Origin of the sequence: Janthinobacterium sp. BJB401 (assembly GCF_013372745.1) — a bacterium.
GTDB lineage: Bacteria > Pseudomonadota > Gammaproteobacteria > Burkholderiales > Burkholderiaceae_D > Janthinobacterium > Janthinobacterium rivuli.
The window spans coordinates 59,592-73,629 of record NZ_JABXFH010000031.1 but is presented as its reverse complement, the minus strand read 5'-3'; the positions used below and the strand labels follow the sequence as shown (position 1 = coordinate 73,629).

At 60.5% G+C, this 14,038-nt stretch carries 19 protein-coding genes; 12 read left to right on the top strand and 7 right to left on the bottom strand.

Features of this window, described 5'->3' with window-relative positions; all coding sequences use genetic code 11:
- Positions 1–85 precede the first annotated feature (85 nt).
- Genes HWE17_RS19225 through HWE17_RS19210 form a run of 4 tightly spaced genes read left to right on the top strand, consistent with a single transcriptional unit; the run spans position 86 to position 2,685 of the window.
- Positions 86–1,306, top strand: a complete 1,221-nt coding sequence (locus HWE17_RS19225) for an MFS transporter (RefSeq protein ID WP_176389832.1) — start codon at positions 86–88, stop codon at positions 1,304–1,306.
- A gap of 8 nt (positions 1,307–1,314) precedes the next feature.
- Complete coding sequence (locus HWE17_RS19220) at positions 1,315–1,467, top strand: hypothetical protein (protein WP_176389831.1); 153 nt, start codon at positions 1,315–1,317, stop codon at positions 1,465–1,467.
- Positions 1,467–2,006 (top strand): DUF6714 family protein, encoded by a 540-nt coding sequence (locus tag HWE17_RS19215; protein WP_176389830.1) that lies wholly within the window; start codon positions 1,467–1,469, stop codon positions 2,004–2,006. Before HWE17_RS19220 ends, HWE17_RS19215 begins: the two co-directional genes overlap by 1 nt.
- Complete coding sequence (locus tag HWE17_RS19210) at positions 1,960–2,685, top strand: CatA-like O-acetyltransferase (protein WP_255206309.1); 726 nt, start codon at positions 1,960–1,962, stop codon at positions 2,683–2,685. Before HWE17_RS19215 ends, HWE17_RS19210 begins: the two co-directional genes overlap by 47 nt.
- Here HWE17_RS19210 and HWE17_RS19205 read toward each other — a convergent pair.
- Complete coding sequence (locus HWE17_RS19205; protein WP_176389829.1) at positions 2,682–3,443, bottom strand: helix-turn-helix domain-containing protein; 762 nt, start codon at positions 3,441–3,443, stop codon at positions 2,682–2,684. The two genes, HWE17_RS19210 and HWE17_RS19205, sit on opposite strands and share 4 nt — an antisense overlap.
- 86 nt (positions 3,444–3,529) lie before the next feature.
- On the opposite strand from HWE17_RS19205, the gene HWE17_RS19200 reads away from it, so the two are divergent.
- Positions 3,530–4,291, top strand: coding sequence for an alpha/beta fold hydrolase (locus HWE17_RS19200; protein ID WP_176389828.1), 762 nt, complete (start codon positions 3,530–3,532; stop codon positions 4,289–4,291).
- Here the strand turns inward: HWE17_RS19200 and HWE17_RS19195 are convergent, their stop codons facing one another.
- Together HWE17_RS19195 and HWE17_RS19190 are read right to left on the bottom strand one after the other, a co-directional pair.
- Positions 4,292–4,933, bottom strand: a complete 642-nt coding sequence (locus HWE17_RS19195) for a LysE family translocator (RefSeq protein WP_034755914.1) — start codon at positions 4,931–4,933, stop codon at positions 4,292–4,294.
- Between the two features lie 106 nt (positions 4,934–5,039).
- Positions 5,040–6,116, bottom strand: a complete 1,077-nt coding sequence (locus HWE17_RS19190; protein ID WP_255206308.1) for a YeiH family protein — start codon at positions 6,114–6,116, stop codon at positions 5,040–5,042.
- A gap of 106 nt (positions 6,117–6,222) precedes the next feature.
- On the opposite strand from HWE17_RS19190, the gene HWE17_RS19185 reads away from it, so the two are divergent.
- Genes HWE17_RS19185 through HWE17_RS19175 form a run of 3 tightly spaced genes read left to right on the top strand, consistent with a single transcriptional unit; the run spans position 6,223 to position 8,259 of the window.
- Positions 6,223–7,122: a LysR family transcriptional regulator gene (locus HWE17_RS19185; RefSeq protein WP_176389826.1), complete on the top strand. Its 900-nt coding sequence runs from the start codon at positions 6,223–6,225 to the stop codon at positions 7,120–7,122.
- Positions 7,123–7,154: 32 nt separating this feature from the next.
- Positions 7,155–7,727, top strand: coding sequence for a helix-turn-helix transcriptional regulator (locus HWE17_RS19180; RefSeq protein WP_176389825.1), 573 nt, complete (start codon positions 7,155–7,157; stop codon positions 7,725–7,727).
- A 7-nt stretch (positions 7,728–7,734) separates the two neighbouring features.
- Complete coding sequence (locus HWE17_RS19175) at positions 7,735–8,259, top strand: GNAT family N-acetyltransferase (RefSeq protein WP_176389824.1); 525 nt, start codon at positions 7,735–7,737, stop codon at positions 8,257–8,259.
- Between the two features lie 30 nt (positions 8,260–8,289).
- On the opposite strand, the gene HWE17_RS19170 is transcribed toward HWE17_RS19175, so the two are convergent.
- On the bottom strand, positions 8,290–9,678 hold the full coding sequence (locus tag HWE17_RS19170) for a methyl-accepting chemotaxis protein (RefSeq protein WP_176389823.1): 1,389 nt from the start codon (positions 9,676–9,678) through the stop codon (positions 8,290–8,292).
- 317 nt (positions 9,679–9,995) lie between these two features.
- On the opposite strand from HWE17_RS19170, the gene HWE17_RS19165 reads away from it, so the two are divergent.
- Positions 9,996–10,259 (top strand): DUF378 domain-containing protein, encoded by a 264-nt coding sequence (locus tag HWE17_RS19165; protein ID WP_081922454.1) that lies wholly within the window; start codon positions 9,996–9,998, stop codon positions 10,257–10,259.
- 12 nt (positions 10,260–10,271) lie between these two features.
- On the top strand, positions 10,272–10,634 hold the full coding sequence (locus tag HWE17_RS19160; protein ID WP_176389822.1) for a hypothetical protein: 363 nt from the start codon (positions 10,272–10,274) through the stop codon (positions 10,632–10,634).
- Between the two features lie 47 nt (positions 10,635–10,681).
- Here the strand turns inward: HWE17_RS19160 and HWE17_RS19155 are convergent, their stop codons facing one another.
- Both HWE17_RS19155 and HWE17_RS19150 read right to left on the bottom strand, forming a co-directional pair.
- Positions 10,682–11,098 carry a cytochrome c family protein gene (locus HWE17_RS19155; protein WP_099402090.1) on the bottom strand — a complete coding sequence of 139 codons (417 nt, stop codon included), beginning with the start codon at positions 11,096–11,098 and terminating at the stop codon, positions 10,682–10,684.
- 116 nt (positions 11,099–11,214) lie between these two features.
- Positions 11,215–12,093 (bottom strand): EamA family transporter, encoded by an 879-nt coding sequence (locus HWE17_RS19150; protein ID WP_176389821.1) that lies wholly within the window; start codon positions 12,091–12,093, stop codon positions 11,215–11,217.
- Between the two features lie 226 nt (positions 12,094–12,319).
- Here HWE17_RS19150 and HWE17_RS19145 point away from each other — a divergent pair, with 226 nt between their 5' ends.
- Positions 12,320–12,520 (top strand): KTSC domain-containing protein, encoded by a 201-nt coding sequence (locus HWE17_RS19145; RefSeq protein ID WP_099377262.1) that lies wholly within the window; start codon positions 12,320–12,322, stop codon positions 12,518–12,520.
- A 7-nt stretch (positions 12,521–12,527) separates the two neighbouring features.
- Here HWE17_RS19145 and HWE17_RS19140 read toward each other — a convergent pair whose 3' ends face one another.
- Positions 12,528–12,671, bottom strand: a complete 144-nt coding sequence (locus HWE17_RS19140; protein WP_176389820.1) for a hypothetical protein — start codon at positions 12,669–12,671, stop codon at positions 12,528–12,530.
- 497 nt (positions 12,672–13,168) lie between these two features.
- Here HWE17_RS19140 and HWE17_RS19135 point away from each other — a divergent pair, with 497 nt between their 5' ends.
- Positions 13,169–14,002, top strand: coding sequence for a hypothetical protein (locus HWE17_RS19135; RefSeq protein WP_176389819.1), 834 nt, complete (start codon positions 13,169–13,171; stop codon positions 14,000–14,002).
- Positions 14,003–14,038: the final 36 nt, after the last annotated feature.

Genomic DNA, 14,038 nt, shown 5'->3' with positions numbered 1-14,038 from the left:
TAATATTATTCTTGCTACGCTTCAAGATGCGAAGTTGCCAATTGGTGTAAGCTGGCTGTATCGCGTTTTCCCCGCTTGCAGAATCATGAACGAACCATCGCTTGCCGCGCTGTCCCCCGAAGCACCTCCCTCCGACAAACCGATACGCCGCCGCTCGCTGTTCGCCGCCTGCAGTGCGCATGCCGTGCATGACGGTTTGACGGACGTCATTTACGTGCTGTTGCCCATCTGGCAGGTGCAGTTTGCCATCAGCTATGCCATGGTAGGCCTGCTGCGGGGATCCTACTCGGGCATGATGGCCGGTTTCCAGTTGCTGGCCAGCCGCATGGCCAGGCGCTGGGGGCGCGAGCGCCTGCTGGTGGGCGGCACGGCGCTGGCCGGGGTCGCCTACCTGATCGCAGGGCAGGCGGGCGGCTTGGGCGTGCTGCTGTTCGCGCTGCTGCTGGGCGGCCTGGGCGCCAGCACCCAGCATCCGCTGGCCTCGTCCATCGTCACCGACACGCACGAGGCGGGCGGCGGCGTGAAGGAGGCGCTGTCGCACTATAACTTTGCCGGCGATATCGGCAAGACCCTGATTCCCGCGCTGGTGGGCTTGCTGTTGCTGGTGTGCAGCTGGCGAGCCAGCGTTTCGCTGCTGGGCTTGCTGGGCCTGGGGGCGGCTGGCTTGCTGTGGTGGCTGCTGCCGAAGCCGGGCGACATCCAGGCCAGCCAGAAAAAAGTCAGAAAACCCATCGCGGGCAATGGTTCGCCCGCGAGCTTCCGCGCCTTGCTGGCCACGGGCACCCTGGACAGCGCCGTGCGCATGGTTTTTCTCACCTTTTTGCCATTCCTGCTGAAAAGCAAGGGCGCTGGCACGGCCGGCATCGGCGTGGCCCTGTCTCTGCTGTTTGTGGGCGGCGCCTTCGGCAAGCTGCTGTGCGGCTATCTGGGCGCGCGCATCGGCATGATGAAGACCGTGTGGCTGACGGAATCGATGACCTCGCTGCTGATCGTGCTGGCCCTGTGGCTGCCGCTGGCCGGCGTCATGGCCATGCTGCCCCTGCTGGGGCTGGCGCTGAACGGCACCTCGTCCGTGTTGTACGGCGCCGTGCCGGAACTGGCCGAGCCTGGCAAGCGCGAGCATGCGTTCGCCCTGTTCTACACGGGCAGCATCGGCGGCGGGGCGCTGTCGCCCGTGCTGTTCGGCGCGCTGGGCGACCATACGAGCGTGCCGACGGCCTTGCTGGCGCTGGCGGCCGTGTTGCTGCTGACTTTACCGCTGGCGTGGAAAGTGCAGCGGGGCCTGGCGCACGGTGCCGCCACATGACACCACGCATGACGCTGCCATTGCCGCGCGATAAACACGATACGCAGCATGCCTTGAACGGGGAATTGACCCGCTTCGCCCTGACGCCAACGCCTGGTGAGGTGGAAGAGGGCGTGGCCGAGGTGGCACGGGCGATTTTGGGGATATCCAAGGATTTTTAATGAATTGTTCAGATAATGTATCGACGGACGCGGCCAGCCTGATTGCCTGCATTGAACGCGAGTTCGCTGGTACGCAGCGCCCGGAAACATCTTTGCGTCAATTTCTCTTGACGGATCAATACGGTATGTCGGAGGACATCAGCGAGAGGGAATGGATTGCGAGCGGCAAGGATCGAGTCGATTCGATCTGGCAAGAGATTCCCGATGCTGAAATCGAGGAGGGCGAAGGTTTGCTCGCCCATATGGAGGCTGAGGAATTTCTGTATTACTTGCCGGCATACATGCGCTACGCTGTGGCATATCAGCATCGGACAAGCTGGGAGACTGATGTGCTCGGAATGACAGTGCATGCGCTTTCACCGTCTGAACGGAACCGGGATTCGCGCGCGTATGCGATCGCGAAGTACGCCGGCTTCAATGCGGCGCAAAGACAGGCCGTCGTGCAATTCCTGACGTTTGTCGTACAGGTGGATGAGAGCCTGTCTGGACAGTATGCCCTGGCCGCCCTGGCAGATTACTGGCAAGCCGATACGGCGTGACTTGCCCGCCAGCACCACCATCGTCTACACTCGCCGCATGAAAAATTTTGAAAAGCGGCGTGACCGCTATGACTTGTTCCGCGCGTTTGACAATCCCCTCGTCAACATCAACTTCCAGCTCGACGTGCCGGATTTCCGGCCCTGGTGCAAGGAACGGAAAATCCCCGTATTCCACTTTTTCCTGTTCTGCCTGCTCAATACGGTCAGGGAAATCGACAACTTCATGTACCGCATCCACCAGGGCGAGGTGATCAAGATCGACGATTTCCCCGCCTCCTACACCGTCATCAACGGCGACGAGAACCTCAACTACACGCGCTTCGCGATGACGGACCAGCTTGATGTATTCATCGCACGCAGCCTGGAAGCGAAACGCTTGGCCGAAGCAAGTTCCGCGCTGATCAACACGGGTGAGGGAGAAACCGAGCGCGAGCAGCGCAACAATATCTTCATCACCTGCCTGCCTTGGCTGGAACTGGCGGCCATCGAGCATCCTGTCTACCGCCACGGCGACGCCGATATCCCGACCTTTACTTGGGGCAAGTTCGGTCCCGCGCAGGACGATGGCCGCATGCGGGTGCCGTTTTCCGCGCAAGCCCACCATGGCTTTGTCGACGGCTACCATGTGCAGAAACTGGCGCAGGCGCTGGCGCAGCGCATCGCCGCCATCATTGCCTAGTCCGACAGATAGTCGCTGGGCGCCTGGCCCAGCACGCGGCGGAAGGCGGCCGTGAAGGCGCTGGGGCTGGCATAGCCGAGGTCGAGCGCCACGCGGGTGACGGCTTGCCCCTCGGCCAGACGCGTGATGGCCGCCAGCAGGCATGCTTGCTGGCGCCATTGGGCAAAGCCCAGCCCCGTCTGGGCGCGAAACTGCCGCGTAAAGGTACGCCGGCTCATGCCGGCCTGCGCCGCCATGGCATCGAGGTTGCTGTCCAGGCTCGGTTGCTGGAGCATCTCCATGCATAGCCGCGCCAGCCGCGGTTCCTGCGGCAGGGGCGCGCTCAGGGGCAGGGACCGGGCGGCGGCAATCTCATCGAGCAGCAAGGCCATCAATCGTCCGGCCCGCGATTGTTCCGCATACAAGGCGTCGACAGTCACGGCCTCGGCCAGCAACTGGCGCAGCAGCGGCTGGGCGTCCAGCACCTGGCAGTGGGGCGGCAAGCCGGCCCCGGCGATGGTGGGCGCGTCGATAAAGACATTGTGCATGGTCACGGCGCCATGCATGCGCATGCCGTGGACGAGCTGGGCCGGTACCCAGCAGGCGCGTTGCGGCGGCACCAGCCAGTTGCCTTGCGGCGTGTGCACGCTGATGACGCCGCGCGCCGCATACGCAAGTTGCCCGCGCGCATGGCTGTGGCTGGGAAAGACGGCATCAGCCACATAGTCGCGCGCCGTGGCGATCAAAGGGCGCGGTACTTCCGTATAAAAATCATCCATGGCCCGAACTCTACAGTATTTGACCTGCTAGCGAAGGCGGGCCGCTTGCTGGCCGCTTACCATCACACTCTTTTTCAGGAGTGAACATGCACAATACCTGTCATCGCGTGGGCCACGGTCCCCACGCCGTCATCGTTCTGCACGGCTGGTTTGGCGACGCGCACGCGTTCGCGCCGATGGAAGCGGCCCTCGATGGCGGCGCTTTCAGCTATGTCTTCATGGACAATCGCGGCTATGGCGGCATGCGTGGCGTGGCAGGAGAATACTCAATGGAAGAGGTCGCCAGCGACGCGCTGGCCTTGGCCGATGCGCTGGGCTTGGCCACCTTCAGCGTGGTGGGACACTCAATGGGCGGCATGGCGCTGGAACGGCTGGCCTTGCTGGCGCCCTTGCGCCTGCGCAAACTCGTGGCCGTGGCGCCCGTGCCTAGCTGCGGCGTGACGTTCGATGGGGCAGCGCGGCAACTGTTCCTCGACGCCAGCGGGCACGTCGATGCGCGGCGCGCCATCATCAACCGCAGCACGGGCGAACGCTTGCCAGCCGCCTGGCTGGACTGGAAGGCGCAATATTCGTGGGAAAGTGCGGATCCGGCCGCGTTTACGGCTTATTTCCTCGCGTGGAGCGGGACGGATTTCAGTGAGGAAATCAAGGCGGCGCGCGTGGCACTGCCCTTGCTGGCGCTGGTGGGGGAGCATGACCCCCGTTTCGATGCGGCCCTGATGCGCCGCACGTATCTGGCGTGGTACCCGCAAGCCCGGCTGGAGGTGCTGGGCAATGCGGGACACTATCCGATGAATGAAACGCCGCTGGCCCTGGCGGCCAGCATCGAGACATTTTTACTACAGTAATTACGCTGCCTTGCTGCGCAGGCGCAGCAGGCTCAGGCCCAGCAGGACGAAGGCGCCGCCCGTGATGCGGTTGAACAGCTTGGCGCGGCCCGGCGTGGCCAGCTGGGTTTTCAGCAGGCGCGCCAGGTTGGCATAGAACAAGTGGGCCAGCATGGCGCAGGCGACAAACGAGGTCGTCAGCACGGTGAACTGGATGGCCACCGGTTCGCCCGGCGTGATGAATTGCGGGAACAGTGCCGAGAAGAACAAAATAGCTTTCGGATTGGTCAGCGCCACCGTCAAGCCCTGGCGGAACAGTTTCCAGAACGAATTGGGATTCGCCGCGCCGGCCACCACGGGGGCATCGGCCACGACGCTGGTCTTGCTGCGCCATTGTTTGATGCCCAGATACACGAGGTACAGGGCGCCAGCCAGTTTCAGCAGCATGAAGGCCGTGGCCGAGGTGGCCAGCACGACGCCCATGCCGGCCATGGCCACGCCGGAAATGATGAACAAGCCAAAACCATTGCCCATGCTGCTGATCATCGCGCGGCGCGGGCCGACGGCGATGGCATTCGAGATAGCCAGCAAGACGGCCGGGCCGGGAGAAAACGTGACGAGCAGGGCGACGCTGCAGAAAAGCAGCCAGTTCGAGAGATGCATGGGTGTTCCTGGGTGGGGCCGAAGCCGGATTGAGAGTCAAAACACCTGTATTGTACGAAGTTTTCGGCTCCCGCGTCAGCGGCCCCGGCTTGAATCAAGCTCAAAGTCAGGCAAACAGGCTGGCGACCACATGGTTGATGGCGGCGCCACCGGCGATCAGCCAGCAGAACAGCAGGCCGGCCAGCAGCAGCGGCTTGATGCCGGCGCGGCGGATGGCCGACATATGCGTCGTCAAGCCCAGGGCCGCCATGGCCATGGCCAGCAGGACCGTATCGAGTTCGGTAATGGTGGCGACGGTGCCCGCTGGCAGCAGGCCCAGCGAATTGAAGGCCACCACGCCGATGAAGATGAAGGCGAACCAGGGAATGGCCAGCTTGCTGGCTTTATCGTGGTTGCCGCCTTTGGACTTGCCACGCGCCAGCACGGCCGACAGGATGACGAGGAACGGCGCCAGCATCATCACGCGCACCATCTTGGCGATCACGGCCGCATTCGCCGCTTCCTGCCCGATCGACTTGCCGGCCGCCACCACTTGCGCCACTTCATGCACGGTCGAACCGATGTACACGCCAAACGCGGTGGGCGTGGCGCCCAGCAGATGCCAGCCTTGGTTCAACTGGTACAGCAATGGGTAGAGGAAAATGGCGATAGTGCCGAACACCACGACGGTGGAGACGGCGACGGTCACATCTTCGCTGCGCCCCTTGACGACGGGTTCCGTCGCCATCACGGCCGCCGCGCCGCAGATCGAGCTGCCCGCGCCGATCAAAATGGCGCTGTTGCGTTCCAGCTTGAACACCTTGGTGCCAAGGAACATGGCCAGGCCAAACGTGGACGCCAGCACCAGCGCGTCGATGGCGATGCCGGCCAGGCCCACCTGGCCAATATCCTGGAAGGTCAGGCGGAAGCCGTACAGGATGATGCCGAGTCGCAATAATGTCTGTTTGGAAAAAGCCACGCCCGCGCCGCACGTGGGCGCCAGGCGGCCATACACGCTGTTGCCCAGCACAATGCCCAGCATGATGGCCAGGGTCAGGGCGCTCATGCCGTGGCTTTGCATCCATTCCAGTTTGCCCAATTGAATGGCGCCATAGGCGACCACGCCGCTTAGCAGCAGGCCGGGCAGCAATCGGCCGTAGCGGTCGCTGAAATTGCTTGTGTTCGTCGTTGAGAGGGATGACATGCCGTACTCCATGTTCTTGTTGCGTATGGCATGACTGTACAGCTGACCGATTAAATGGTAAAACGGATTGTTTTTGTATGTTTAACCTATTAAGTGAGTATGTTAGATGGCGTTGACCTTGCGGCAGTTGCAAATTTTCCTGGCCGTGGCGGACACGGGCAGCACCAGCGCGGCTGGCGAGCTGATTGCTCTGTCGCAATCGGCTACCAGCGCGGCCCTGAATGAACTGGAAACCTTGCTTGGAGCGCAACTGTTTGACCGGGTGGGCAAGCGATTGCTGCTCAACGACAATGGCCGCTTGCTGTTGCCCCAGGCGCGGCAGATGCGCGACGGGGCCGCCAGCATCGAGCGCCAGTTCGCGGGCGCCGACCCGTCCGTGCCCGTCAGCCTGCAAATCGGCGCCAGCACGACGATAGGCATCTATCTGTTGCCGCAGATTCTGGCGCAGGCGGCGCAGCAATACGGGCGCAGCATCCCGCAAGTGACGATTGCCAATACAGCCGACATCGCGGCCGCCGTGGCGGAATTCCGTGTCGATATCGGCCTGATCGAAGGGCCGTGCCACGAAGCGGGCTTGCTGGTGGAACCATGGCTGACGGATCAGATGCTGATCGTGGCCGCACCCACGCATCCGCTGGCGCAGCTGCGCCATCTGCTCAGCTTTACGGAACTGAACCAGGCGGGCTGGCTGCTGCGCGAAGCGGGCTCGGGCACACGCGAAGCCGTGGAGCAAGCCTTGGTGCCATATCTGCACTATCTGCGCGCCGCAGGCGAATTCAGCAACTCAGAAGCCATCAAATATGGCGCCGCGGCGGGGCTGGGCATCGCCTGCCTGTCGCGCGTCGTCGTGGCCGATCTGCTGGCCAGTGGCCAACTGGTGGAACTGGAGACTATGCTGCCGCCATTGGAGCGCAACTTTTATCTGATTCGCCAGTCCAAGAAGATTCTCTCGCCCCGCTTGAAGGGTTTTCTGGAACTGTGCCGCCACGCGTCGCGTATGGCTTGACTGTTTTTCATATATGGAATAAATTCCCGTATATGGAAAATTTGGTGAGCACAGAGAACGATACGGAACAGCGGCTGGCGGCGCGCCTGAAACAGTTGCGCGTGGAGCGGGGCTGGTCGCTGGACCAGCTGGCCACCGCGAGCCAGGTCAGCCGCGCCACCCTGTCGCGCCTGGAAAATGGCGAAGTCAGCCCGACAACCGTCGTGCTGGGCAAGTTGTGCGCTGCGTATGGCTTGGCCATGTCACGCCTGTTGCGCATGGTGGAAGACGATTTCCCGCCGCTGCTGCGGCGGGCCGAGCAAAGCGTGTGGACGGACTCAACCACGGGATTTATCCGCCGCTCCGTCTCGCCGCCGGCGCGCGCGCTGGCTGGTGAAGCGCTCGAATGCGAGCTGGGCGCTGGCGTGACGATCAGTTATGCCGCCTCGCCCCGGCCCGGCATGGAACACCATCTGTTGCTGCAGGAAGGCAAGCTGAACGTGACCGTCGACGGCCGCTCGCACGACTTGCTGGCCGGCGACTGCCTGCGCTACCAGTTGCACGGCCCCAGCGCATTCATGACGCCGCCGGACAGCGGCGCCCGCTATTTTCTCTTTCTTGTATGAGGCCGCCATGCCCGCATCGCTACGCCATTTTTCGCCCGACGATATTCGTCTACGCCTGCCGGAACTGGGCGCGCTGCTGCAGGCATGCGTGCACGACGGCGCCAGCATCGGTTTTATCTTGCCGTTCGATACGGCGGCCAGTCAGTCGTTCTGGACGGATAACGTGTTGCCAGCTGTCACGCGCGGCGTGCGCCTGCTGCTGGTGGCCGAAGTCGATGGCCGTGTGGCCGGCGCCGTCCAGCTGGATTGGGATACCAATCCCAACCAGGCGCACCGGGCCGAAGTGCGCAAGCTGCTGGTCGCGCCCGCTTTCCGCCGCCAAGGCCTCGCGCGCCAGCTGATGCAGGCGCTGGAAGAGCAGGCGCGCCTCTTGCCGCGCAGCCTGCTGACACTGGACACACGCAGCAGCGACCATGCGGAACCGCTGTACTTGTCGCTCGGCTATGTGGTGGCCGGCAGCATCCCCGGCTATGCGCTGGCGCCGGCCGGTGACCGGCTGGACGCTACCACGGTCATGTACAAGCAGTTATAAGTTGGAGCGGGGCAGCGATGGTGCGGGAACTCAGGCTTTCAGCCGCGCTCTAACACCTACGGCAGGCCGGCTTGCCGGCGCTGTGACAGCGTGAGTGGTCTGTGCTGCCACCAGGCTGATGCCGTTCGCGGCCTGGGCGGGTGTCTGGTCACGGCTCAGCTTGAAGATGCCCACCGTGCCCGACAACAAGGTGGCGCGCTGCTGCATGCTGGCCGCCGCCGTCGATGCCTGTTCCACCAGGGCCGCGTTTTGTTGCGTTACCTGTTCCATCTGCACGATGGCGGCATTGACTTGTTCGATGCCGGACAATTGTTCGCCGCTGGCCATGCTGATTTCGCCCATGATGTCCGTGACGCGGTGCACGCTGGCCACGATCTCGCGCATGGTGGCGCCAGCCGTGTCGACCAGGCGCGCGCCCGCGTCGACCCGCTCCACGGAGTCGCCGATCAGCTGCTTGATTTCCCTGGCCGCACTGGCCGAGCGTTGCGCCAGGGTACGGACTTCAGCGGCCACGACGGCAAAGCCGCGCCCCTGTTCTCCGGCCCGCGCCGCTTCCACGGCCGCGTTCAAGGCCAGGATATTCGTCTGGAAGGCGATGGCGTCAATGACACCGATGATGTCAACGATCTTTTTCGATGAAGCGTTGATCGAGCTCATGGTATCGACCACTTGCGCCACCACCGTGCCCCCTTTGCCGGCCACGGACGCGGCCGATTGCGCCAGCTGATTGGCTTGCCGTGCGTTATCGGCATTTTGCTTGACGGTGTCCGTCAGCTCGTCCATCGAGGCGGCCGTGCGTTCCAGCGAACTGGCTTGCGCCTGCGTGCGCTGCGACAAGTCCAGGTTGCCGGCGGCGATCTCGCCCGAGGCGCCCGCGATGTCGTGCGTGCCGCCGCGCACCTCGCCCACGATGGTGATCAAGCTGGCATTCATGTCTTTCAGGGCCTGCAGCAGTTGCCCCACTTCATCGCTGGAATCGACGCGGATATGCTCGCTCAAGTCGCCGCCAGCCACCTTGCGCGCCACTTTGACGGCATGCCGCAAGGGCCGCACGATGCCGCTGCTGATGAACCAGGCCGTCGCCAGGCTCAGCACGCCGCCGACCAGGCCCAGCACAATGATCAGCACGCTGGTATCGTGCGCGCGGGCCATGGCCGCCTCGGCCGCCGAGCGCATCTGCGCCGATTGTGTAGCAATCTGCTGGTCGAGTTCGCGCAGGGCAGGCTGTTCCTGCGTGCTGTTGCGCGTGGCCTGTAATTGCGCGATGCGCGCATAGCGCTGGTTCACGCTGCTGTCGATTTCCCCGCTCACCGCCGACAACTGCCACGTGCTGATGATCACCACCACGGCCAGTAAAAGCGATGCGAGCAAAAAGCCTGTGGTCAGGCGCACACCGATGCGTATGTTTGAAATATTCATGTCCCCTCAGCTGTTGTCCCATGGTGGCCGTCTTCCATGCCTGCGGCATGATGCGGCGCTTGCCCCCTGAAGTTGCTGGGGTGAAATGAGTGTAGCAGCGCGGTACTAAGTAATCTATAAATATTTCCATATTGGAATTAGTCACTGCCTGTTTAGCAACAGCGGCACGGCCTGTTGCCAGATAAAATCACCCGTCTGATTACAGACGCTTCCTACCTCAATAGCCGGCATCGTCCGACTGGCATGTGACGGTGCCCCGCCTACACTGTTACTTGTACAGACCCTTGACGGGGCATTTCTTCTCACAGGAGGCTGATATGGCGAATATCCAGGCAGGATCGGACGGAGCGGCAAAACAGGAAATGACGGCCAAGCGCCTGAACGTGGTCGACTGGATCTCGATGATCCTGTTGATCGTGGGCGGCTTGAACTGGGCGCTGGTGGGCTTGTTCGACATCGACATCGTGGCCCGCATCCTGGGCGCCATGTCGACGGCATCGCGCGGCGTGTACGTGCTGGTGGGGCTGGCGGCGCTGTATTCCATCTATCTATGCGTGCGCAAGCTGCCAGCCAAGCCCTAGACGGGAGGACGCATGCCTGTTGGTGCCAGCCCCAAGCGCGAACGCGAATTCAAGCAGCTTGAAAAAGAGTTCAAGCAGGAGGGGCGCTATCCGGGCCGCGAGGAAGAAGTCGCCGCCCGTATCGTGAACAAGCAAAGGGCGCAGGCGGGTGAAACGCAGAAGGCGCAAGGCCGCCAGCGTGATGAAAAGCATGTGGCCAAGGTTGCAGACGCAGCGGCGGCGCGCGACTTGCCGATTGCAGGATACCAGCACCTGACAGTGGCGCAGATACGCGACAAGCTGGACGGCCTGTCCACAGCCCAGTTGCGGCGCCTGCGCGACTATGAAGCGGCGCACAAGAAGCGCAAGGGTGTGCTGCAAGCGTTGGGAGCTTGATCTGGCGTAATGGGTTTGAGGGGGCTTGAGGCGGTATGCCTGTGTGCTTACTGCGTGCGCAGATAGGCCAGCAGGTCGGCCACTTGCTGGGCGTTGCCGATGCCCCAGAAACGCATGTTATTGCCAGGAATGAAATAGCTGGGGGCTTTCAGGAAGCCGGCCAGGTTTTGCTCGGTCCAGACGATATTCGCGTTTTTCATGGCCGCCGAGTATTTATAGTCGGTGGTGGCTCCCGCTTTGCGGCCGATCACGCCTGTCAGCTTGGGACCGAAGCCGCCGCGCGCCGATGGCCCCACCTGATGGCAGGACGCGCACTTGCGAAACGCGGCCTTGCCTGCTTCGGCATTGCCAGTGAGGGCGGCCGCAGCGGCCGGAGCTGCAGCCTGCGCAACGGTGACTGGCGCCAGCAGCAGGGCTGCGGCGGCGAGAGGAGAGAACCAGCGAAAAAGAAAGGTGGATGTCATCGGTGAGGCGGAAGTGCACGATATGGCAAGCAATAACGCATTTTACAGGCGGGAATCAAAACCTGCCTGTCAGCTGGGTAGCCATGCCAGGAAGCCGTGCAGGATGACTGACACCGCTAGCGCTTGCCACCTTGGGCACCCAGTGCCGCCATGGCCGACGCAAACACGATGCAGGCAATGGCCAGCCACTGGGTCAGGCTCAGCAATTCTCCCAGCACCGCCATGGCAGCCAGCGCGCTGACGGCCGGCGCCGCGCTGCTGAACATGCCGAACACGCCTTGGGGCAGGCGGCGCAGGGCAAAGATTTCCAGCGAATACGGCAGGGCGCTGGACAGCATGGCAATGGCCAGGCCCATCAAGGCAATCGATGGCGCCAGCAAGGCCGTGCCCGAATACGCGATACCGATAGGCACCGTCACCATGGCCGCCACCGTCATGCCCCAAGCCACGGCTTGGCCACCTTGCAAGGTCGAGGCGCGTTTGCCGAAGATGATGTACAGCGCCCAGCACAGCGCCGCCCCCAGTGCATACGCCACGCCAACGGGATCCAGGCTGCCCGGGCTGCCTTGCAGCGGCAACAGCAAATACAAGCCGAACACGGCGCAGGCCACGGCCAGCAAATCGCGTGGCCGGCGCGACGACAGCATGGCCACCGCCAGCGGCCCCGTCACTTCGATGGCCACCGCAATGCCGATCGGTATCAGCGCAAACGCCCGGTAAATCAGCAAGTTCATCAAGCCCAGCACGGAACCGTAGACCAGCAAGTTCAGCACATCCTTGCGCGTCAGGCGGTAGCGCCATGGGCGGAAGATGGCCAGCAAGATCAATGCCGAAAACCCCACCCGGTACGCCGTAATCCCTTCTACGCCAATGACAGGAAACAGATTCTTCGCAATCGCCGCCCCCAGATTGACGGAAATCTGCCCTCCCAGCACGGCCAGGGAAGGGAGTAGGATGCTGTCGGGGAGGGAAGAGGTCGAGGCGGGGGAGGTCATGGGACGGTATTTTAATATGCCTGAGGCTGGTAGTCGCTGGCAGATTGGTAAGCTGGGGAGATTTAACCGGGCAGTTGCTGACATGACTGGTGTATCGGGGCTTCTTTTTCGATATCATGTTGCAAAATGCGCTACAGTTGTGGAATCGTTTGTTAATGGTCAGAGGCCGCCGATTCCTAATCGAACAGCCTTACCATTTTGAGCCTTGACACTTTCGGGAGCTACCATGCAAATGGTTCGAGTAAATTCCAGTGCCATTGTTGCGATTGGTTACGACGAGCAAACAGCTCGCATGCGTATCCAATTCCAGCAAGGGCATAGTTATGACTTTTGCCGAGTACCTTCGAATGTTCATGCAGCGTTCATGCGTACCTACTCCAAGGGTACTTACTACAACGAGCACATCAAAGACCGATACCAATGCTAATCGGCATTTAGCCTAAAAGAGTCGGCAATCGGCCAGAAGCGGACACTGCTAAGCAGAAATGAAATTCAACTTTAAAGACCTGAGCAATGACTGAAATTCCAGACGGAGTGCTTGCATATTTTTCCATATCAGCACTGGTATCTCTTTTCATGCATTGGCGCCTACGACGATTTTTCATGTCGTGTTTAGCCTGCTTTTTTCTTCGGCCTGCCTCGTTTGGCATAGCGTGCCTACTTCTTGGCGAAGCCATATCGTTTCCCCGAGCCGCTGTTGCCCTGTTCTTCGCGACGATCTCGTTTTTGATAGCGATGGTGATAGGACTACCTTTTTTGCTATTGCGCCGCAAATCACGGCGATCATTGCACGATGGGGCAGCGGTTTAATCTTTCGCAATTGGGCAAAATTTGCGAACGACGGCAAGCGGCCAGAAGCAGACCTATTCACGCTTTCGCATATACTGCACTGAACTAAGTGCCCCGGGAGAAGATTATGACTGAGAAGAATGCACGACGACTTGCCTTCGCTGGAGCATCCTTGATTGCAGGTTTGATTATGTTCTGTGTGATGTTGAGCTTCATGAACCTTTTTCATGATGAACAAAAGGACATTTCTTAAGCCTTGAATAAGATCTTTTTTTGAGACCACTATATGCATAAGATGCCTCCGGATTTCTCTTTTTTTGAAGTTCCGGCTGTAGCCAGAAGTGTGCTACCCGTCTTCGAAATTTTTCGCACTGGCAGCAAGTCACCATCAAGGGACTACAGCCACTTTTTGAAAGCCCCTTATCTAGATGGCATTATCGATGCCATTCGTAATGGGAACTTAGATGTTGCAGGGATTCCCGTGACCGGATTTACTGCGAATACATTCCGTTCCCATCAAGAAGTTTACAATTTGGTTGCAAAATTCGGTAAGCCTCTGAAGCCGGCCATTTCCCGCATCGATGATAAAGGTGCTGAGGATAATGCGTGGAAAGCAGCGAAGTCGTTCGGTGAGACAAGAAAAGATAAACCGTTGATCGACTGTGATGGTTGTGAAGGCACTGTCCCCTGCAACCTAATTTTGAGAGCAATTTATAGCTCAGTATGGACTGATAGCGTAAATATAGGCGGCTTACCGTATGTACTGGATCAAGTATGGGTACTCGAGCGGATTAATGAAGATCCTATCAAAAGTTATTACCTGTTGTGTATTGAGATAGACGGTGAGCATAAATGGGATGATACTTCAGACGGGTTTGGAATGTCCAATTTAGCCAAGCAGATAGAAAGATCAAATCATTTGCTAAGAAAAGGCATAGGGCTTTATCGTATTGGCAGCAAAAGCATGCTGGATGATGCGTTGACTGAGTTCGAAATTAAATTATTAGCTTTGAGGCTCTCCGAGTACGAGTCTTTTATTACTCGAAAGATAAAGCCGCACGTTGTCTGTACAGAAAGACAAGTAGGAGTATGGAAAAAATTTAAGACTGACTCGAAGTGATGCATCACGCGTTCAAAATTGATTTTTTTGCAACTA